The organism is Dinoroseobacter shibae DFL 12 = DSM 16493 (assembly GCF_000018145.1).
Lineage (GTDB): Bacteria > Pseudomonadota > Alphaproteobacteria > Rhodobacterales > Rhodobacteraceae > Dinoroseobacter > Dinoroseobacter shibae.
The window spans coordinates 81,259-99,642 of sequence record NC_009952.1 but is presented as its reverse complement, the minus strand read 5'-3'; the positions used below and the strand labels follow the sequence as shown (position 1 = coordinate 99,642).

Sequence of the window (18,384 nt, the reverse complement as noted above, 5' to 3'; positions counted from 1 at the left end):
CGGGTTTGCGCACGGGCTCGAAGAAATTGTTCAATGATTTCAAACGTTTTTGTTCGGGGTTGTAGGCTGATTTGCCCTTGATCGTTACCAGATCTGGTAACGGTTCACGGTTCCCGAGACTGCGAAACGTCTATCGGCTCGCCCACGACAACACCGGCCTTTGCGCGCGCATCCACATAGTCCTTATAGGCGCGCTTTGCGACCCGGTAAGCGAAGTCGTTGTTTAACTCTCTACGCCAAATTTCGGAGCCTGGCTCCTCTTCAGTGAGTATGCGGAGAAGAGCATGATCAGCACTCAGTCGCGGCAAGTGTTGCGCAAGCGTGTCGCGAACGGAGATTGTGAACTGAATAGCTTCAGCCACCTCGTCGTGCTCCTGAACTCCGAACAGAAGCCAAGAGGGGCTTAGCTCGTAAGCCGCGCACAAGTTGGCAATTGCCGTTGCTCTTGGTGAACTCGGCCCTGCCAAGTACTTCTCCATCGAACTCTTTGACACTCCAGCGGCGTTTGCGAGATCGCTGACTGTCAAGTTTCGATCAAGCATCACTTCTTTGAGCCGCTTCGAGAGGTCGATGGATTTCATTTGCTCAACAGACAAAAAGCTGGCTTTCTGTATTCAGATGTTGATAACCGTATTTATTTACGGTATCCCTCAAATGAAACGATACTAGAAGGCTTGCTCGGTTGCAATCAAAGATGCGCATACGCGACTTGCTCGGCATAGGGCCTGTACCCTCTAGCAAGAAGGGGGCTTTGCAATGGTTGCGTCGGGAAGACATTCCGTTGGAGCCCTATAAAAATTCGTATCTGGTAGCGGTTCAGGACCTTCCCGACTGTCTCCGTTTTAGCCTTTTGAATGCTGAGCTGGAGCACTTGCATCTTTCCCCTGGCACTTACGACGCGGCGGCGCATGAGGCGTTTTTTGAGGCGTCGCCGTCGCGGCGGGACCGGGCGGAGCGGCGGGCGGCGGTGGCGCGGGTGCTGGTGGCGTTGGGGCCGGGCGTGCGCTGGTCGGACCGGCTGCGGATCGTGCATGAGAAGTTCGGCGCGAAAGGGCTCTCAAAGCCCTGTTTGAGGGAGATTTTACGCCGCGTCGAAGGGATCGATCCGATCAACTTCGCGCCCGCGCTGCTGGACGAGTACAAGGGGACGACCAAACGGGCCGAGTTCACTGATGAAGCCTGGCGGTTCTTCCTGACACAGATCCGGGACGCGGCTCCGGAATGGCCGCTTGCAGAAGCCTGGCGGCGCACGCGCGACGCGGGCCGCGAGCTGGGCTGGAAAGTGCCTCCCTACATCACCGTCTACAGGCGGTGGATGGAGCTGAGCGAGGTGCAGAAACTGCACGCCCGCCAAGGGACCGCAGAGACCGCGAAAAACCTGTCCATCCCGGTTCAGCGAGACAAGACAAGCCTGTTGGCGCTGGACGTGGTGTCGCTCGACGGTCGCGAAATCGATGTGTTCGTGGACTGGGGCGACGGAAAAGCCGTGCGCCCGGTCATGCTGGTGCTGGTCGATGTCAGCTCAAACGCGGTTCTCGACTTCGAGCTTGCCCCGTCGGAGAACGCAACAGCCACCGTGCGGCTGATCAAGCGAGCCTGCGCAAACCATGGAATATTCGACAAGCTCTATACCGATAACGGTTCGGCCTTTGCCGGGCACAAGGTGGCGGGCGGGACGCCGCATCGCTTTCGCAATGGCGTCGCGAAGGGCGTCCAGCCGATGGGAATTTGCGAGGTCCTGGGGATCGATGTGCAGTTTGCCCTGCCGGGTAATGCGCAGGCGAAGATCGCCGAGCGTCTCTACGCGATCATGTCGCGCTCGGACGACGACGGGCCAGACTTCAAGGGTGCGCATACCGGTCACAAACCGGGTGCCCGACCCAATTCGGAGACCAATCCTATCCCGGTCGATGAATGCAAGGCACTGCTGGCCCGTGGCGTCAGACGTCTCAATCGCGAGGAAGGACGTCGGAACCAGGGCGCGCAAGGCCGCTCATACGATCAGGTGCTGCGCGACGGGCTCACGAAGCGCGCGGAGCTTGGGCGTCCGGTACGGTATCCGACTAAGGACCAGCTCTATCGCGCCGGTTTGATCTGGACGCCTGCGACGGTCGATAGAAACACGCAGATCAAGGTCGATCACTGGACCTATGGCGGGCCGGAAACGCAAGAGGCCTTGGCACCCTACCGGCGCGGCGGCGCGAAGAACCTCAAGGGCGGAACGAAGATCCTCCTGGCCCGTGACCCAGACGATCTGAGCGCACCGGCAATCGCTTATGATGCGGAGCGAAATTTCATCTGCGACCAGATCGAGCCGGTCAGGCGTGGGGATTACAACAGCTCCGATGGCATTCGGGAGGCAGCGCGCAACCGGAAGGCCGCAAGGGATGCGGCGCGCAAGGCCGAGGAGGCAAACGCCTACCTGGAGGATGCGGAATATCTCCGAGCCAAGGCCGCCCTGGACGCCGCCTCACGGGAGGACGACATGCCGCCGCCCGCGCCGGGGAAGGTGGTGGGCGCGCGTTTCGGCGGGCCGCTCAAAGCCGCCAAGCCGAAGCCTGAAACCGATAACGAAGCTGAAGTTTTGAAGCAATTCGACCGCGTCACCGGGTTCGATCCGGTGCGGGTCCTAAGGGGCCAGTGAGGCGCTGGAACACCTCACTGGCCATTCACCAGCAGGCGAAAGCCCGCAAAGCTAAACGGAGAGCAAAATGGCAGAGCATCTGCAACTGATCAACCCCGGATCAGTCCCGCCACCGGCGGGCATGGTCATGACGGAGACGGCCAGCAATATCCTTCGATCCCTTCGGCTGGTCGCGGATGAGCCCGGCACCCTTACCATGGTGGCGGGCGTTCCCGGCGTCGGAAAGTCCGAGACGCTGCGCCGCTACACGCACGAAAGCAAGAACGCTCAGATGTTCACAATGGTCGCGGGAGAGGGCCGTATCTGGGACCTGGCCAATGTGATGATGGAACGGCTCGAACTTGGCGCGCCGAACAGTCGGAGACTGCGCGAAGACCGCTATCGGATCATGGACGCGATTGGCGCTGAACAAGTCGTCATCTTCGATGAAGCGCAGTACCTCGCGAACTACAACCCGCGCGGCGGCTTCAACTTCGACGCCTATGAATGGGTGCGCGCGATGGCGGAAGAAGCTTGCTTTTCGGTGGTCTTCTGCGGCGATCTTTCCTTGGCCGACACGATCAGCTCCGTGCCGCAGCTGCGGCGTCGGATGGTGCGGCCCGTCGTGATCCGCTCGGTGCCCAAGCCCGATGTTTTGGCTGTCGTCCGGTCGCGCGGCATTACCGATCCGGCAATCTGCGATGCTCTTTCGGTGATGGCGCGACGGTACGGAGGCCTTGCCGATGTGCAGCGCACTCTGGCCCAGGCGGCAAAACACGCCAGCTCTGACAAGATCGCCGCGTCGGACGTGAAGGCAGCAATGCTCTATCTGGGCCTTTCCGGCCAAGGAGGCTTTTGATGGGTGGGAGAGAAGTAAGCATGTCTGAGCAGGCACAAGAGTTCCCTTATCTCTTCTGCATTCCGATGCGCGCCTGGGAGAAAGATGGCCTCCAGCCGGTTCTCGAAATTCAGTGCGCCTACCCGTTGGGGGTGCTGGACCATGGCAAACGGATGCTGGAGGCCTTGCGCGCCGAACTGGCGAGCGACCACCCTGTCCTCAAGGACTTCGAGGCGCTTATCCGGGTTGCCGAGCAGGCCCATCTCCAGGCGGACGCGTTGCACCGTGTCATCGCGCGCGGCACCTTCGTGCGGCAACCGGAAGGGGGCGCAGATGACTGACATCGACCTGACCGAATGGGAGAGCTTTCATCTGAGGGCGCACCGGGCCAAGGCCGTGGCCGATGCTGCGGCGGAGGTCGAATACACGCTCGGCGAGTTCGCCGGAGCGTTGAAGTTGCTCAAGCTCATGGTGACGGACATGGACACCCACGATCCCGGAACGCTTATCTTCCTGCTGGACCTGCTGTCCAACTACGCCGAACGACGCGCCGCGACCGAAGGCGCGGTTCTGTCGGAAGTCGCCTCCTACATGCGCAGCACGATGAGGAACCCATGATGACCATCACGAAAAACCAGCTAAAGCTGATCTGGGTTGCGAAGTCCAAGCTCGGCATGAGCGACGAGGGGTTCCGCGCCGCCCTGGTCCAGATCGCGGGCGTGACCAGCACCAAGGAGCTGGACCAGGACGGCCTCAACGCGATGATGGGCTTCTTCGAGTTCTGCGGCTTCGCACCCCTGCGGACCAAGGGGCCGAGCTATGGCACCCGGCCCGGCATGGCGAGCTTCGCGCAGATCGAGCTGATCCGCGTGCTCTGGCAGGAGTATACCCTGGGCAAGGCCGGGGAGGCGGAGCTGAACCTCTGGCTTGAGCGGTACTGGAAGCTCTCCAGCCTGCGGTTCCTCTCGGCCGCGACTGCGCCGAAGATCATCACCGCGCTCAAGGCGATGAAGGCGCGCGCCGCCTGAACGCCCCCAAAACCGAACCAGAGGGGCCGTGCCGCCGGGCGCGGCCCTTTTGCATGGGAGCGGCTGAGCGGCCCGCTGACGGGCTTCTGCCTCGGTTGGCCCCATACCCACAAGAAAAACAGAGGCACCCCTTAAACACCCCTTAAATCGAAGTCTCAGACATGGTTCCGGCAGCACCCAAGCCCGGGATTGCGACGCGCGGGCGATTTGGGTACGGTTTGAGTGCCTGAGTCAAGTATCCCGTCTACCCAGCCGTCCGAGCTGCGGGGGAAGTGACGTCCCCCCAGGCACCCGCTCCACCGGCCCGCTTCCACCGGGCGGCGCGGTCTGGTATCACTGCCACGCAGCCAAGCCACACCCTTCGGAGAGCCGGTCGTATGTGCCGTGGTGGGGTTCCGACCACCTGGCTGCGCCTCCCGCCAAGTGTCGGGGGCGACAGGTTGCAGGTCGCGCTGGCATCACCGGGCGCATGATCGCATCACCTGCAGAGCTTCTTTATCCCACCGCCGCAGAGTGCCGCCGCATCGGCCTCTACATGCCGCCGATGATCGCCGACATGGAACGGGCGGTCGGTGCGCAAACGACGCGCGCCTTCCTTATCCAACATGGTGGCAAGGACCTTCTCATCCCGGTGAAGGTGAAGCCGGGGCACGCCCACAATGCCGCCCTGACCTGGCTTCTGAAGACCTACGGGGCCGGGCGGCTTAGCATCCCCTTCGGTCCTGCCTCCCGCACCGCGCGGATGCGCTGGACCGCCTATCGGCACTTCGAGGCCGGGCGCAGCGTGCGCGTCATCGCCCAGGCGCTCGACACCACCGAACGATCTGTCACACGCCACCGGCGAAGGCTTGTTGAAGCCGGTGCGCTCGCACCCCGACCCTTTCAAACCTCAGAGGAAACCGACCCATGATCCTGAACGACGCAAATGTCGATCTGGCCTTCCAGGGCTTCAAGACGATCTACACCGATGCCTACACCAACGCGCCCGCGCATTACTCCAAGGTCGCGATGACCGTGGCCAGCGGCAACCGGCAGGAGACCTATGGCTGGCTCGGGCAGTTCCCGCAGCTGCGCGAATGGCTGGATGGCGAGCGCGTCATCAAGGATCTGGAAGCCCACAGCTTCACGATCCTGAACCGAAAGTTCGAGAGCACCGTGGACATTCGCCGCGAGGACTTCGAGGACGACAGGCTCGGGCTCTTAAAGCCGATGTTTGCCGAGATGGGCCACCTGGCACGTCAACATCCCGACGAGCTGATCTTCGGGTTGCTGAAGGACGGCTTCACCACACCCTGCTTCGATGGGCAGAATTATTTCGACACCGAACACCAGACGCCCGATGCAGATGGCAACATGGTGCCGGTGAGCAATATGGCAGATGGGACCGACGCACCTTGGTTCCTTCTCGATACGTCGCGCGCGATCCGGCCTCTGATCTGGCAGGCGCGCGTCGATTACACCTTCGACATGGTAAACCGCCCGAACGACGAGCGCGTCTTCATGACCGACAAGTATCTTTACGGGGTGCGCGCGCGGGTGAATGCGGGGTTCGGGCTCTGGCAGATGGCCTATGCCAGCAAGCAGCCGCTGAACCTGGAAACCTACTCCTCCGCCCGCGCCGCGATGATGGAGCTGCGGGGCGACAAGGGGCGCATCCTCGGGATCACACCGACGACGCTGGTGGTTCCGCCTAGCCTGGAACACCAGGCGCGCCTGGTCCTGAACACCGAGACGAGCGATGGCGGCGGCTCGAACCCGTGGAAGAACACCGCCGAGCTGATCGTGACCCCCTATGTGACGGTCTGAGCCCATGGCGTTGGAAACCTCCCTCTGCGCGGCGGTGGACCTGCCCGAAGGCCGCGCGCCTGGCAAGGTCCACCTGCTGCCCCTGGGCCGCATCCGGGGCCGCGATGGCCGCGTGTTCGAGCTGAGCGACCCCGACGAGCTGGTCGCGCTCTTTCACCAGGGCGGGATCGACCTGCCCATCGACTACGAACACCAGGGCGACGACCCGGCCCGGCAGAAGAACGGCCCCGTGCCCGCCGCCGGTTGGATCAAGGGGCTCGAAGTGCGCCCCGATGGCATCTGGGGCGATGTGAGCTGGACCGCGAAGGCGCGCGAGATGTTGGAGGCGCGCGAGTACCGCTTCCTGAGCCCGGTCCTGATGCACACCAAGACGGGCGGCAGGATCACGCGGCTCAAGGGCGCGAGCCTGGTGCACCGCCCCAATCTCGACCTGACTGCCCTTGCCAGCGAAGGAGACGACATGACCGACCCCGAAGACACCTCCGCCCTGGCTGCGATTGCCGAGGCATTGGAGCTGGAACCCGCCGCCGACGCGGATGCGATCATGGCGGCAATTGCCGAGCTGCGCAGCAAGGCCGAAACGGCGGAACCGGATCCGGCGAAGTATGTCCCCATCGCCGCCCTGAAGGAGCTGATGCAGGACCGGGGGGCCACCAAGGCGACCCTCTCCGAGTACCTGGTCGAAGCGCGCGTCACCGAGGCTCTGCATGCGGGCTATATCACGCCCGCCATGCGGAGCTGGGCAACGGCGCTATGTGCGCAGGACCCCGACAGCTTCGAGGACTTCATTGCATCTACGACCCCGGCCTATGGCCATCTCTTCAAGCGGGCAGCAATCCCCGGCCTGCCAGCCGACGCGTCGGCCCCGCCTGAGACGGTCGTCCAGTCCCTCTGCGACCAGCTCGGTCTGAAGCCCTCGGACTTCGATATCCGCTGACGAGACACCCGCCGAACACACGTCCGGCGGGCCGAAACCTGCGGGGAGCGCACGCAATCTCCGCTTCGCGAGGGTCGGAAGGCGGCGCGAGCCGTCTGAGCGAAGTTCCCGCGCTGCCCGCAGGTGCCTCAAGACCAGGAGAAACCATGGCCAATACCAAAGACGCGCTTCTCGCAATCGCCCTTGCCGACCTACAGGCCGCCCAGGCGAAAACCGATGCCGCGCAGATCGCTCAAAAACGCGCCTTAAACAGCCTTTCAAAGGTGCTTCACTCGCACGAGTTGGACGCAGCCACACCGCGCGGCAACGCACATCTTGCGAACCATCGAACCGGCGTGCCTGCGAAGATAGACAGCGACCCGGAACTGGAAGCCTTCCTTATGGACCGCATCCACAACACAGGCTTTGTCCAACTTGCCGCAGAGGTGGCCGAGCACTTTCCCCCCGAACGCCGCGTCGGAAAGAGCGCGATCAACACCTGGTGGAACCGAAAACTCCGCCCCGATCTGGTCTGACCCACCCCCATCCCCATCCGGGAACTCCCGATGTCTTGGGGTTTCTTCCGGGTACAAACCCAGTGAAAAGGGGGGTACAAACCAGATGAAAGCATACATGCCCCCGGCGCTGCGCGCCTCCCCCGGAGTATTTTCGCACAGATGAAGACGCGGACGAGGCCTGCCGACTGAAGTCTCCAAATATCCCGAGAAGCGCGCGAGAGGGGCTGGCCCCTCTCGCCCCCCGGCGGCGCGCGCAGCGCGGCGCAACACCTTGCGTCACAACCCCGGAAACAGAGCGGGGCACGTACCTCAAAGCCAGTCTGAGAAGGCGTCGAAGACCTGCTCATAGACGTCGCGTTTGAACGGCACGATGCTGTCGAGGACCGAGGCAGGCTCCAGCCAACGCCATTCGGAGAACTCGGGATGCTTGGTTTCGATGTTGATATCCGCGTCGGAGCCGAGAAATTTCATCAGCACCCAGCGCTGGGCCTGGCCCTTGTAGCGCCCTTTCCAGATGCGCGGCACGATCTCCGGCGGCAGGTCGTATTTGATCCAGTCGGGGGTTTCCGCCAGCACCTCGACCTTCTCCACCGCCACGCCGGTTTCCTCGACCAACTCCCGGAGGGCCGCCGTGCGCGCATCCTCGCCGTCTTCGATGCCGCCCTGGGGCATTTGCCAGGCGGGCAGTTCGCTGTCATAGCGCTGGCCGGTAAACACCCGGCCAGCGCCATCCCAGAGCACGACCCCCACGCATTTGCGATAGGGCAATGCCGCAATATCGTCCGGTGTCATGTCAGTCGGTCGGCCCCAGCGCGTTCAGCCCCTTGAGGATGTCGATGGCGTAGGCAAGCTGGTAATCCTCTTCGCGCAACTCGGCGGCATCTTCGGCCTTTTGCCGCTCCTTGAGAAGCTGCTCACGCTCGGCCTCCGAGATCGAATCGTTGTCCAGAGCGCCGCGCAGATCCGCTTCGGACCGGCGCGGGCGGTTGTTCGCCTCCTCGTCCTCCTCAGCCTCCACGCGCCGGGGCGGTTGCGCGACCACAATATCCGGTGACACGCCGAGCGACTGGATCGACCGGCCAGAGGGCGTGTAGTAGCGCGCCGTCGTCAGACGCATGGCACCATCCCCCCGCAGCGGCACGACCGACTGCACCGACCCCTTGCCGAAGCTCTTGGTGCCGACGACGATGGCGCGGCGATGATCCTGCAGCGCGCCTGCCACGATTTCCGAGGCCGAGGCCGAGCCGCCATTGATCAGCACGACGATCGGCTTGCCTTCGGCGAGGTCACCCGGGGTTGCATTGAACCGCTCCCCGTCCTGAGGATCGCGGCCGCGGGTGGAGACGATTTCCCCCTTGTCGAGAAACGCGTCGGAGACCTTGATCGCCTGGGTCAACAAGCCACCGGGGTTGTTGCGCAGATCGATCACGAAACCGCTGACAGCTTCCATCCCGCCCAATTCGGCCACCTCTTCGGCCATCTTCTCTTCGAGGTTCGGGAAGGTCTGGTCGTTGAAGGTGGTGATCCGCATGACCACCGTGTCGCGGACGACCCGGCTGCGCACGGCGGTGAGCTTGATGGTGTCGCGGGTGATGGTGACGTCGAAGGGCTCGTCGAAGCCCTCGCGCACCACGGTGATCACAATTTCGGAGCCCACCGGGCCCCGCATCATGGTGACCGCAGCGTCCAGGGTCAGGCCAAGTACGCTCTCGCCGTCCACATGGGTGATGAAATCGCCCGCCTCGATCCCTGCCTCGGCCGCCGGCGTGTCATCGATGGGCGAGACGACCTTCACGAACCCGTCTTCCTGGGTGACCTCGATCCCCAGTCCGCCGAACTCGCCTCTGGTCTGCACCTGCATGTCGCCGAAATCCTTCGGCGCGAGATAGCTGGAATGGGGGTCGAGCGAGGTGAGCATCCCGTTGATCGCAGCCTCGATCAACTCGCCTTCATCCACCTGTTCGACATATTGCGCGCGGATGCGCTCGAAGATGTCCCCGAACAGGTCAAGCTGCTCGTAGACCGAGGTGTTGCGCGCGTTGTCCTGTGCCAGCAGTGGCCCTGCGACTTGGGTTGTCAGCAGGGCGCCTGCCACTGTGCCGCCCAGTGCGGCCATCACGAATTTCTTCATCTGCGTCTCAATCCTTGTCTGTCACGAACCAGTCCTCCGGATCGACCGGGGCACCGCTCTCTCTCAGTTCCAAGTAAAGCGTCTCCTGCCGGGTTTGACCACTGGCAAAACCGGTCTGCTGCGCGGGGTCTCCCCCCATCAGGCCGAGCGGGGCGCCGGGGGCCAGCACATCTCCCCCATCAACGTAGAGCGCATCCAGCCCCGCGAGAATAAGCAAAACACCGGTTTGGGGCTCAAGCACGATCACGTTTCCGTAGTCCAGAAGCGTCCCGGTATAGCGCACCGTGGCCGCAAAGGGCGCCGTCACGAGCGCTTGGGCCGGCGCGGCCAGCACGAGACCGGGTCGCGCGATGCCTGCAAGATCCGCCTCGCCAAAGCGGCGCAACACGCGGGCCGCGACCGGCAGGGGCAGGGCCCCGCGGAGGCTGGCGAAGTCGGTCAGGGGCGCAGGAGGCGCGGGGATATCCGCAAGCCCCGCAGCGAAATCCTCCAGCGTCCGGCTGGAGGCCGACAGCACGCCCAGAAGCACCGGATCGGGCGCCGCCCCCTCGGGCAGCCGCACACGCTCGGCCATGGTTTCGGCCAAGGCCACCCTAGCCGCCTGGATATCGCGCAATGCGCCTTCGAGCTGCGCGCTCGCACTGGTCCGGATCATGCGGACGGTGGACAGCTCCTGCAGCGTGGCGCGCAGGGCCGCGGCCTCCGCGGCGACGGCGGGGGTCACGTCGGAAACCATCATCTCCGCCCTGGCAAGGCTGAGTGGGCCGTCCGGATGCAGCAGCAGCGCCGGGGGCGGGGTCTGGTCGAGGGTCTGCAGCACGCCCAGCAACGCGCCCAGCCGCGCCTGTTCCGCGGCCAGCCTTGCGGTGATCGCCTCTTCGCGGATCACGGCCTGCCGCGCGCTTTCACGCACCGCCTCCAACCCGGCCTCGAACCCGCGCACCGCATCGGTCAGCGCCGCGATCCGGTCCGGGGCGGAGCCGGCACCGGCCAGGGCCGTTTCGGCCTCGGCCAAGAGCGCCGCGGCCTGAGACGCCCGCGCCACGGGATCGGTCTGCGCCGCAACCGGCGCCGCCAGCAGCGCGCAGAGAAGGACCGCCGCCCGCCTCACCGGATCAGACTTCGGCCGGTCATTTCCACCGGCTGCGGCAAGTGCATCAGGTGCAGGATCGTCGGCGCAAGATCGGCTAGCCGCCCCGGTGCAAGCGTCGCCCCCTCCGGCCCGCCCACGAGGATCACCGGCACCGGGTTCAGGGTATGGGCGGTATGCGTACCGCCGGTCTCCGGGTCGATCATCGTTTCGCAATTGCCGTGATCGGCGGTGACGATCATCGCACCGCCCGCGACCTCCAGGGCCGCAAGCGCGCGCCCGAGCCCTGTATCCACTGCCGTACAAGCGGCCTTCGCCGCCTCCAGATCGCCGGTATGCCCGACCATATCCGGGTTGGCGTAGTTCACCACGATCAAGTCGTAGCCCGCCTCGATCGCCGCCACGAAACTGTCAGACACTTCCTCGGCGCTCATCTCGGGCTGCAGGTCATAGGTCGCCACCTTGGGCGAGTCGGGCATGAAACGGTCCTCCCCGGTCTCGGGCGTCTCCTGCCCGCCATTCAGAAAGAAAGTGACATGCGGGTATTTTTCGGTCTCGGCGAGGCGGAACTGCCGCAATCCCTGCTTGGCGACCCAGGCGCCGAGGGTATTGACGATTTCGCGCTTGGGAAAAACGATATCGAACCAGCCATCATGCTCGTCGGAATAGGACACCATGCCCAGCTTGGCGGCGAAGTCTGGCAGGCCCGCGGGATCGAAGGCGTCGAAATCCGGCTGGGCCATGGCGCGCAGGATCTCGCGCGCCCGATCGGCCCGGAAGTTCAGACAGAAGATCCCGTCGCCATCCCGCATGCCTGCATACCCCCCGATCACCGTGGGGGCGATGAATTCGTCCGTCTCGCCCCTCCCGTAAGCGGCGGCCACGGCTGCCTGGGCGCTCTCGGCGGTCTCACCCTGGGCGCGGACCATGGCGACGAAGGCGCGCGCGACCCGGTCCCAGCGGTTGTCCCGATCCATTGCGTAATAGCGCCCGATCACAGTGCCGATCCGCGCGCCCTCGGGCAACGCAGCCTCAAGTGCGGGCATGAAACGATCAGCGGATTTCGGCGCGACGTCGCGCCCATCGGTGATCGCATGGAGCACAACCGGAACCCCGGCCCCGGCCACCGCCTTGGCCGCTGCGATAATGTGATCCGTGTGGCCATGCACGCCACCGTCCGATGCCACACCCATCAGATGCGCGGTCCCCCCGCTGGATTTCAGCCGGTCGATGAAACCCGTGAGCGCCGGGTTGCGCGCAAAGCTGCCATCCTCGATCGCCAGATCGATCTGCCCGAGGTCCATCGCCACCACCCGGCCCGCCCCGATATTGGTATGCCCAACCTCGGAATTGCCCATCTGGCCGGAGGGCAGGCCCACATCCGGGCCGAAGGTCGTCAGCGTCGCATTCGGGCAGGTCGCCATGAGCCGATCCATGACAGGCGTGTCGGCCAGCAACGGCGCGTTCGCTGGCCCGTCCGGGTCCAGCCCCCAGCCATCGAGAATACACAACACCACTGGTTTCGGCGCAGTCATCGGATCGTCCTTCGTTGTCTCCCGCGCCTTCTAACGAAGCGGCTGGGGATCGGAAACCTCCTGTGCGCGGTGCTCGGCGTCATGGATCCACAAACACTCGAAAAACCGCCCATACCGCCCGCGTTACACGCGGTGATACGGCGTCCCTGCCAGGATCGCGGCCGCGCGATACAACTGTTCGGCAAGCATCACACGGGCGAGCATGTGCGGCCATACCATCGCCCCGAAGGACAAGCGCGCCTCCGCCTGCGCGCGCAAGGCCTTGTCGAGCCCGTCCGCCCCGCCGATCAGGAACGCCAGATCGCTGCGCCCCGCATCGCGCCAGCCTGCAAGACTGTCGGCGAATTGCGGCGAACTCATGGTCTTGCCGCGCTCGTCCAGCGCGCAGATCACGGCACCACGCGGCACCGCCTTGCGCAACAGGTCAGCCTCCGCCGCCTTCCCGCCGCCCTTGCGGTCCTCAACCTCGACGACGCTCGCCGGACCGAGGCCAAGACCCCGCCCGGTGCGGTCGAAGCGTTGCAGGTAGTCATTGATCAGGTCGCGTTCCGGTCCCGCCCGCAGGCGGCCGACCACGCACAGCGTCACTTTCATGAACCGTCCGGCCCGGACTCAGGCCTGGGCCGCCGGGGTCATCCACATCTTTTCGAGCTGGTAGAACTCGCGCACTTCGGGGCGGAACACATGCACCACCACGTCGCCGGTATCGATCAACACCCAGTCGCCCTGGCCCTTGCCCTCGACCTTGCAGGCCACGCCTAGCTCGGCCTTCAGCCGTTCGACCAGCTTTTCCGAAATCGCGGCCACCTGACGCGTGGAGCGCCCCGAACAGACGACCATATGGTCCGCCATGCTCGATTTGCCCCGCAAATTGATGGAGACGACATCCTCGGCCTTGTCCTGATCAAGAGAGGTGAGGGTGAGCGCCAGTATCCGGTCGCTCATGCTGCCGGATGTGGGCACGGCGGCCAGTCCAGCCTGAGGGGTTTCAGTCACAGCGGAGACCCCAACCGCATTGGAAATGTGAGACAGATTTCTGTCCTCCTGGGCAACACGTCAGATACGCCCCGACGCCGGGCTACTAGCAACATAGCATTGAACGACATTTCGCTCAACGGCCCGCACTTGGGGCGGCCATGCGCATCAATTCAAAACGAGCGCAACCTCGTTGCGGCGAGTCCACGGCAGGGTGAACGGCCCATCATAAAAATAGAACCGCGGCGCACCGGACGCGTCCAACCCGTGCGCTGCTGCAAAAGCCCGCAATTCCAGCTCTTTCTGGGTGAGCTGTGCTTCGCTCCAGCGGCCGGTGAACTGCACCACCAATTGGTCCTCCGCCGGTGTCTCGGTCAGACGGATCGCCGCCGATTGCGGCTTCGGCAGGTTTTCCAGTGTGTAACCCCGGGGCATCCCGAATCGCACGACCCAGAGACCGGCGTCATCATCGTCGGCGGCCTGCTGACTGACCGGTGTGGTCATCGCGACCTTGGCCTCATCCACGTTGCCGCCGAAGATGTAGTCGGCCAGCACGCGGAAGCCGCGCGAGACGGCCTCTTCCCGGTCGCCTTGCACATAGACCTCCGCGACGACCTGCGGCGCATAGCTGCGACGCTCGAAATCGCCTTTTTTCACGGTGACTTCATAGCTGGGGGTCTCATATCCACGATAAAGCTGCGCTTCTGCGCCCACCGACACCGCGGCGACCATCATACCGAGCATCAAGGCTATATGTGTGGTGCGTATCATGACGCCGTGTCCTTCGACTTTGGTGGTATTGTGCAGGGGGTACGGTGCCATATCGGGCCCGGATCATTTTTTTCCACACCCCACGGGTGCGACACATGGACAGCGGCCCCTGCCGGGCGGCGACAAGCATCTCTTGCGGCACAGGGTCGGGGGCTGTATCTGCTGCTCATGGACAGAGTTTTCGACATGTCAGACCGGTCGCGGTTGCCCTGGCGGTTCCACGGCGCCCTTCGAACGGTGCGCGTGGGGCTTTGACGCCCCTGCCCCTGCCAGACCCATTGCAATGACACCCTCCACCTGGGGAGAGATCCATGACTGCCCGCACGCTTTACGACAAGATCTGGGATGCGCACCTGGCCCATGAGGCCGAGGATGGCACCTGCCTGCTCTATATCGACCGCCATCTGGTCCACGAGGTAACCAGCCCGCAAGCCTTCGAAGGTCTGCGCATGGCGGGCCGCACCGTCCGCGCGCCGGACAAGACCATCGCCGTGCCGGACCACAACGTGCCCACGACGCTTGGCCGCGAGAACCCCGACCAGATGACCGAGGACAGCCGCATTCAGGTCGAAGCCCTCGACAAGAACGCCAAGGATTTCGGGATCCATTACTACCCGGTTTCCGACATCCGCCAGGGCATCGTCCATATCGTGGGGCCCGAGCAAGGTTGGACCCTGCCGGGCATGACCGTGGTCTGCGGTGACAGCCACACCGCCACCCACGGCGCGTTCGGCGCGCTGGCGCACGGTATCGGCACGTCGGAGGTCGAGCATGTGCTGGCCACCCAGACCCTGATCCAGAAGAAATCCAAGAACATGAAGGTGGAGATCACGGGCAAGCTGCGCCCCGGCGTGACCGCCAAGGATATCACCCTCTCGGTGATCGGCGCCACGGGCACCGCGGGCGGCACCGGCTACGTGATCGAGTATTGCGGCGAGGCCATTCGCGACCTGTCCATGGAAGGCCGCATGACCGTCTGCAACATGGCAATCGAAGGGGGTGCACGTGCGGGCCTGATCGCGCCGGACGAGAAGACCTATGAATACGTGCAGGGCCGCCCCCATGCGCCGAAGGGCGCACAGTGGGAGGCCGCGCTGGCCTGGTGGAAGACCCTCTATTCCGACGACGACGCCCATTGGGACAAGGTCGTCACCATCAAGGGCGAGGATATCGCCCCCGTGGTCACCTGGGGCACCTCCCCCGAAGACGTGCTACCGATCAGTGCCATGGTGCCCGCGCCGGAGGATTTCACCGGCGGCAAGGTCGACGCGGCCCGGCGCTCGCTCGACTACATGGGCCTGACCCCGGGCACGCCGCTGAGCGAGATCGAGATCGACACGGTCTTCATCGGCTCCTGCACCAATGGCCGGATCGAAGACCTGCGCGCCGCCGCGGAAATCCTGAAGGGCAAGAAGATCGCCGTGAAGCGGGCGATGGTGGTGCCAGGCTCCGGTCTTGTCCGCGCCCAGGCCGAGGAAGAAGGCCTTGCCGACATCTTCAAGCAGGCCGGGTTCGAATGGCGCATGGCGGGCTGTTCCATGTGCCTGGCCATGAACCCCGACCAGCTGAGCGAAGGCGAGCGCTGTGCCTCTACCTCGAACCGCAATTTCGAGGGGCGGCAGGGCTACAAGGGGCGGACGCATCTCGTCTCGCCCGCCATGGCCGCCGCCGCCGCGGTCACCGGCAAGCTCACGGACGTGCGGGACCTGATGTAACCCAGAAAGCAGGAGACTTGTCGTGAAACAATGGATGAAATGGGCCCTGCTTGGGCTGCTCTCGCTGGTCTGCGGCGTGATCGTACTGGGCAACACCGTGCTTGCCTCGATCGCGGTCACCGGCCTGACCGGGGCGCTTTTCCTGATCGCAGGGGGCGCGCAGATCGTCGGCGGTCTCGGCGAAGAGGGCTTCGGCAGCAAGGCGTTCTCGATCGGCATGGGGGTGCTCGCGGCGTTCCTGGGCCTCTCCTTCCTGTTCAACCCGCTTCAGGGCGCGATTTCCCTCGCCCTGCTGATCACCATCCTGCTGGCGGTCAGCGGCGGCGCGCGGATCGTCTTTGCCTGGACCATGAAGCAGACCCAGTTCTTCTGGCCGATGCTGATCTCCGGCGCTCTGTCGATCCTGCTGGCGGCTTACATCATGGCCAATTTCGCCACCGCCTCAGTGCAATTGCTGGGCGTGCTGCTGGGGGTCGAGTTGCTGTTCAATGGCATGGGCTTCGTGGTGCTGGGCTTCTTCCTGCGCAGCCATCCCGAGCTGGCCAAACCGAAAAAAGACTAACGGCGCCTGCCTCGGCACGACGCCTCGGAGACTTCTGATGGAAAAATTCACCAAGCTGACCGGGATCGCGGCGCCCATGCCGCTGGTCAATATCGACACCGACATGATCATCCCCAAGCAGTTCCTCAAAACGATCAAGCGCTCCGGCCTGGGCGTGAACCTGTTCGACGAGATGCGCTATGACCGGCAGGGCAACGAGAACCCGGATTTCGTGCTGAACAAGCCGCAATACCGCGACGCCCAGATCCTCGTGACCGGCGAGAATTTCGGCTGCGGCTCGTCGCGGGAACACGCCCCCTGGGCGCTGCTGGATTTCGGCATCCGCTGCGTGATCGCGCCGAGCTTTGCCGATATCTTCTACAACAACTGCTTCAAGAACGGCATCCTGCCCATCGCCCTGCCCCAGGAAGAGGTGGACAAGCTGATGGACGATGCGGCGCGGGGGGCAAACGCGACCGTCACCGTCGATCTGGAGAACCAGACGATCTCCGGCCCCGACGGCGGCACGATCTCCTTCGAGGTGGACGCCTTCAAGAAGCACTGCCTGCTCAATGGGCTCGACGATATCGGGCTGAGCCTTGAGAAGGTCGCGTCCATCGATGCGTTCGAGGCTCAGGCCAGCGCGGCACGGCCTTGGGTCTGACCCCATCGGCCGGACGCCGGTAAGGATACCTTAACCAATATTGACGAAACATGGCGGGGCTTTCGATCAACGGATCGGAGGCCCTTTTCACGTTCGGACCCGTCCATGCGCCTTGCCCGCCTGTTCCGATTTTGCCTTGTGCTGGCCCTGCTGGTCGGCCCGCTGCGTTTGACCGCCGAGACCGTGCGCGTGGCCTATTTCCATACCGAGCTCTCGGCGCGCGGGCCGGGGCTGCTTCTGCGCGACCTGCGGCGGGATGAGGCGCCGGACCAACTCGCCGCGGTGCTGGATATATTGGTGGAGACCGCACCGGACATCGTCCTGCTGGCCGATATCGATTACGACGCGGGGCAAGCCACTTTGGCCGCGCTGCAAACGGCCCTGGCCCAGCGCGGCCTGCCCCTTCCCCACGGATTTACCGCCGCACCGAACACCGGCGTGCCCACCGGCCTCGACCTCGACCGCGACGGGAAATGGGACGAACCCGAAGACACCCAGGCCTTTGGCGAGTTTCGCGGCGCGGGCGGGCTGGTGCTGCTGTCACGCTACCCGATTCTGCGCGACGAGATCACCGACCTGTCGGGCCTGCTCTGGGCCGAGTTTCCCGCCGCCAGCCTGCCCGAAACTTACGGTCCCGAAGAACAGGCCGTGATCCGGTTGTCGGCCACGGGGCATTGGGACGTGCCCGTGCGCCTGCCCTCGGGCGACGTGCTGCGGCTTCTGACCCTGCACGCCACGCCGCCCGTGTTCGACGGTCCGGAGGATCGCAACGGGCGGCGCAACGCGGACCAGATGCGGCTCTGGGCCGACTACCTCAACGGCTGGCGCCCGGAAGGCACCGCCCCCCCGCTCGGGAAGGCCGTGGTTCTGGGTACGCTCAACGCCGACCCGCAGGATGGGGAGGCCCGCCCCGGCGCCCTCGCCCGCCTGCGCGCCCACCCACGCCTTCAGGACCCTGCCCCACAAGCGACGGGGGCGGCTGCGGCCACTCGGGCGCAGGGCGGCGTGAACGCCCGGCACGGCGGCGATCCCGCGCACGATACGGTGGACTGGCCCGACACGCGCCCAACCGATCCCGGCAACCTGCGGGTTGATTACATCCTGCCCACGCGGGACCTGACCGTGACCGGCGCCGGTCTGCACTGGCCCGACCCGGAGGACGCCGCGGCGCTGGCACGAACCGAGACCGCATCCCGCCACCGGCTGATCTGGGTCGACCTGCGCCCTTGAGCG

At 64.6% G+C, this 18,384-nt stretch carries 21 protein-coding genes; 13 read left to right on the top strand and 8 right to left on the bottom strand.

Annotated features, from left to right (window positions below; translation table 11 throughout):
- Positions 1–104: 104 nt before the first annotated feature.
- Positions 105–581 (bottom strand): helix-turn-helix domain-containing protein, encoded by a 477-nt coding sequence (locus tag DSHI_RS00500; RefSeq protein ID WP_044027566.1) that lies wholly within the window; start codon positions 579–581, stop codon positions 105–107.
- Positions 582–751: 170 nt separating this feature from the next.
- Between DSHI_RS00500 and DSHI_RS00495 the strand changes: the two genes are divergently transcribed.
- From DSHI_RS00495 to DSHI_RS00455, 9 genes are all read left to right on the top strand, one after another.
- On the top strand, positions 752–2,644 hold the full coding sequence (locus DSHI_RS00495) for a transposase domain-containing protein (RefSeq protein WP_157865174.1): 1,893 nt from the start codon (positions 752–754) through the stop codon (positions 2,642–2,644).
- 67 nt (positions 2,645–2,711) lie between these two features.
- Positions 2,712–3,482 (top strand): AAA family ATPase, encoded by a 771-nt coding sequence (locus tag DSHI_RS00490; RefSeq protein ID WP_012176781.1) that lies wholly within the window; start codon positions 2,712–2,714, stop codon positions 3,480–3,482.
- Positions 3,483–3,502: 20 nt separating this feature from the next.
- Positions 3,503–3,802: a hypothetical protein gene (locus DSHI_RS00485; RefSeq protein ID WP_157865172.1), complete on the top strand. Its 300-nt coding sequence runs from the start codon at positions 3,503–3,505 to the stop codon at positions 3,800–3,802.
- Positions 3,795–4,079 carry a hypothetical protein gene (locus DSHI_RS00480; RefSeq protein ID WP_044027563.1) on the top strand — a complete coding sequence of 95 codons (285 nt, stop codon included), beginning with the start codon at positions 3,795–3,797 and terminating at the stop codon, positions 4,077–4,079. The genes DSHI_RS00485 and DSHI_RS00480 overlap by 8 nt, the downstream gene beginning before the upstream one ends.
- Positions 4,079–4,489, top strand: coding sequence for a regulatory protein GemA (locus tag DSHI_RS00475; protein WP_157865170.1), 411 nt, complete (start codon positions 4,079–4,081; stop codon positions 4,487–4,489). The genes DSHI_RS00480 and DSHI_RS00475 overlap by 1 nt, the downstream gene beginning before the upstream one ends.
- Before the next feature lie 469 nt (positions 4,490–4,958).
- Positions 4,959–5,399, top strand: coding sequence for a helix-turn-helix domain-containing protein (locus tag DSHI_RS00470; RefSeq protein WP_044027562.1), 441 nt, complete (start codon positions 4,959–4,961; stop codon positions 5,397–5,399).
- On the top strand, positions 5,396–6,295 hold the full coding sequence (locus tag DSHI_RS00465; RefSeq protein WP_012176777.1) for a Mu-like prophage major head subunit gpT family protein: 900 nt from the start codon (positions 5,396–5,398) through the stop codon (positions 6,293–6,295). Before DSHI_RS00470 ends, DSHI_RS00465 begins: the two co-directional genes overlap by 4 nt.
- A 4-nt stretch (positions 6,296–6,299) precedes the next feature.
- Positions 6,300–7,232 carry a phage protease gene (locus DSHI_RS21205; RefSeq protein ID WP_012176776.1) on the top strand — a complete coding sequence of 311 codons (933 nt, stop codon included), beginning with the start codon at positions 6,300–6,302 and terminating at the stop codon, positions 7,230–7,232.
- A 146-nt stretch (positions 7,233–7,378) separates the two neighbouring features.
- On the top strand, positions 7,379–7,747 hold the full coding sequence (locus tag DSHI_RS00455; RefSeq protein WP_012176775.1) for a hypothetical protein: 369 nt from the start codon (positions 7,379–7,381) through the stop codon (positions 7,745–7,747).
- 291 nt (positions 7,748–8,038) lie between these two features.
- Here DSHI_RS00455 and DSHI_RS00450 read toward each other — a convergent pair whose 3' ends face one another.
- The 7 genes from DSHI_RS00450 to DSHI_RS00420 form a co-directional block, all read right to left on the bottom strand.
- Positions 8,039–8,521, bottom strand: a complete 483-nt coding sequence (locus DSHI_RS00450; protein ID WP_012176774.1) for an RNA pyrophosphohydrolase — start codon at positions 8,519–8,521, stop codon at positions 8,039–8,041.
- 1 nt (position 8,522) lies between these two features.
- Positions 8,523–9,860, bottom strand: coding sequence for a S41 family peptidase (locus tag DSHI_RS00445; RefSeq protein WP_012176773.1), 1,338 nt, complete (start codon positions 9,858–9,860; stop codon positions 8,523–8,525).
- A 7-nt stretch (positions 9,861–9,867) separates the two neighbouring features.
- Positions 9,868–10,971: a murein hydrolase activator EnvC family protein gene (locus DSHI_RS00440; protein ID WP_012176772.1), complete on the bottom strand. Its 1,104-nt coding sequence runs from the start codon at positions 10,969–10,971 to the stop codon at positions 9,868–9,870.
- Positions 10,968–12,485: a 2,3-bisphosphoglycerate-independent phosphoglycerate mutase gene (gene gpmI / locus DSHI_RS00435; protein WP_012176771.1), complete on the bottom strand. Its 1,518-nt coding sequence runs from the start codon at positions 12,483–12,485 to the stop codon at positions 10,968–10,970. The genes DSHI_RS00440 and gpmI overlap by 4 nt, the downstream gene beginning before the upstream one ends.
- A 123-nt stretch (positions 12,486–12,608) precedes the next feature.
- A complete protein-coding gene (gene rlmH, locus DSHI_RS00430; protein WP_012176770.1) occupies positions 12,609–13,079 on the bottom strand; it encodes a 23S rRNA (pseudouridine(1915)-N(3))-methyltransferase RlmH in 471 nt (156 codons plus the stop codon).
- 18 nt (positions 13,080–13,097) lie between these two features.
- A complete protein-coding gene (gene rsfS, locus DSHI_RS00425) occupies positions 13,098–13,481 on the bottom strand; it encodes a ribosome silencing factor (protein WP_425358964.1) in 384 nt (127 codons plus the stop codon).
- A 147-nt stretch (positions 13,482–13,628) separates the two neighbouring features.
- On the bottom strand, positions 13,629–14,195 hold the full coding sequence (locus tag DSHI_RS00420; protein ID WP_162017697.1) for an SOUL family heme-binding protein: 567 nt from the start codon (positions 14,193–14,195) through the stop codon (positions 13,629–13,631).
- 347 nt (positions 14,196–14,542) lie between these two features.
- Here DSHI_RS00420 and leuC point away from each other — a divergent pair, with 347 nt between their 5' ends.
- The 4 genes from leuC to DSHI_RS00400 all read left to right on the top strand — a co-directional run bounded on the left by leuC (position 14,543) and on the right by DSHI_RS00400 (position 18,381).
- On the top strand, positions 14,543–15,946 hold the full coding sequence (gene leuC / locus DSHI_RS00415; protein ID WP_012176767.1) for a 3-isopropylmalate dehydratase large subunit: 1,404 nt from the start codon (positions 14,543–14,545) through the stop codon (positions 15,944–15,946).
- A 22-nt stretch (positions 15,947–15,968) separates the two neighbouring features.
- Positions 15,969–16,508 carry an HdeD family acid-resistance protein gene (locus tag DSHI_RS00410; protein ID WP_157865168.1) on the top strand — a complete coding sequence of 180 codons (540 nt, stop codon included), beginning with the start codon at positions 15,969–15,971 and terminating at the stop codon, positions 16,506–16,508.
- 37 nt (positions 16,509–16,545) lie between these two features.
- Complete coding sequence (gene leuD, locus DSHI_RS00405; RefSeq protein ID WP_012176765.1) at positions 16,546–17,151, top strand: 3-isopropylmalate dehydratase small subunit; 606 nt, start codon at positions 16,546–16,548, stop codon at positions 17,149–17,151.
- A 105-nt stretch (positions 17,152–17,256) separates the two neighbouring features.
- Positions 17,257–18,381, top strand: a complete 1,125-nt coding sequence (locus DSHI_RS00400) for an endonuclease/exonuclease/phosphatase family protein (protein ID WP_012176764.1) — start codon at positions 17,257–17,259, stop codon at positions 18,379–18,381.
- Positions 18,382–18,384: the final 3 nt, after the last annotated feature.

Excerpts from the sequence above, each read along its gene's own strand:
- leuC (WP_012176767.1), top strand. The coding sequence starts at position 14,543 with ATGACTGCCCGCACGCTTTACGACAAGATCTGGGATGCGCACCTGGCC.
- leuD (WP_012176765.1), top strand. The coding sequence starts at position 16,546 with ATGGAAAAATTCACCAAGCTGACCGGGATCGCGGCGCCCATGCCGCTG.
- DSHI_RS00465 (WP_012176777.1), top strand. The coding sequence starts at position 5,396 with ATGATCCTGAACGACGCAAATGTCGATCTGGCCTTCCAGGGCTTCAAG.
- rlmH (WP_012176770.1), bottom strand. The coding sequence starts at position 13,079 with ATGAAAGTGACGCTGTGCGTGGTCGGCCGCCTGCGGGCGGGACCGGAA.
- DSHI_RS00455 (WP_012176775.1), top strand. The coding sequence starts at position 7,379 with ATGGCCAATACCAAAGACGCGCTTCTCGCAATCGCCCTTGCCGACCTA.
- DSHI_RS00500 (WP_044027566.1), bottom strand. The coding sequence starts at position 581 with ATGAAATCCATCGACCTCTCGAAGCGGCTCAAAGAAGTGATGCTTGAT.
- DSHI_RS00490 (WP_012176781.1), top strand. The coding sequence starts at position 2,712 with ATGGCAGAGCATCTGCAACTGATCAACCCCGGATCAGTCCCGCCACCG.
- DSHI_RS00485 (WP_157865172.1), top strand. The coding sequence starts at position 3,503 with ATGTCTGAGCAGGCACAAGAGTTCCCTTATCTCTTCTGCATTCCGATG.
- gpmI (WP_012176771.1), bottom strand. The coding sequence starts at position 12,485 with ATGACTGCGCCGAAACCAGTGGTGTTGTGTATTCTCGATGGCTGGGGG.
- DSHI_RS00480 (WP_044027563.1), top strand. The coding sequence starts at position 3,795 with ATGACTGACATCGACCTGACCGAATGGGAGAGCTTTCATCTGAGGGCG.
- DSHI_RS00475 (WP_157865170.1), top strand. The coding sequence starts at position 4,079 with ATGACCATCACGAAAAACCAGCTAAAGCTGATCTGGGTTGCGAAGTCC.
- DSHI_RS00445 (WP_012176773.1), bottom strand. The coding sequence starts at position 9,860 with ATGAAGAAATTCGTGATGGCCGCACTGGGCGGCACAGTGGCAGGCGCC.
- DSHI_RS00400 (WP_012176764.1), top strand. The coding sequence starts at position 17,257 with ATGCGCCTTGCCCGCCTGTTCCGATTTTGCCTTGTGCTGGCCCTGCTG.
- DSHI_RS00420 (WP_162017697.1), bottom strand. The coding sequence starts at position 14,195 with ATGATGGTCGCCGCGGTGTCGGTGGGCGCAGAAGCGCAGCTTTATCGT.
- DSHI_RS00450 (WP_012176774.1), bottom strand. The coding sequence starts at position 8,521 with ATGACACCGGACGATATTGCGGCATTGCCCTATCGCAAATGCGTGGGG.
- DSHI_RS00470 (WP_044027562.1), top strand. The coding sequence starts at position 4,959 with ATGATCGCATCACCTGCAGAGCTTCTTTATCCCACCGCCGCAGAGTGC.
- DSHI_RS21205 (WP_012176776.1), top strand. The coding sequence starts at position 6,300 with ATGGCGTTGGAAACCTCCCTCTGCGCGGCGGTGGACCTGCCCGAAGGC.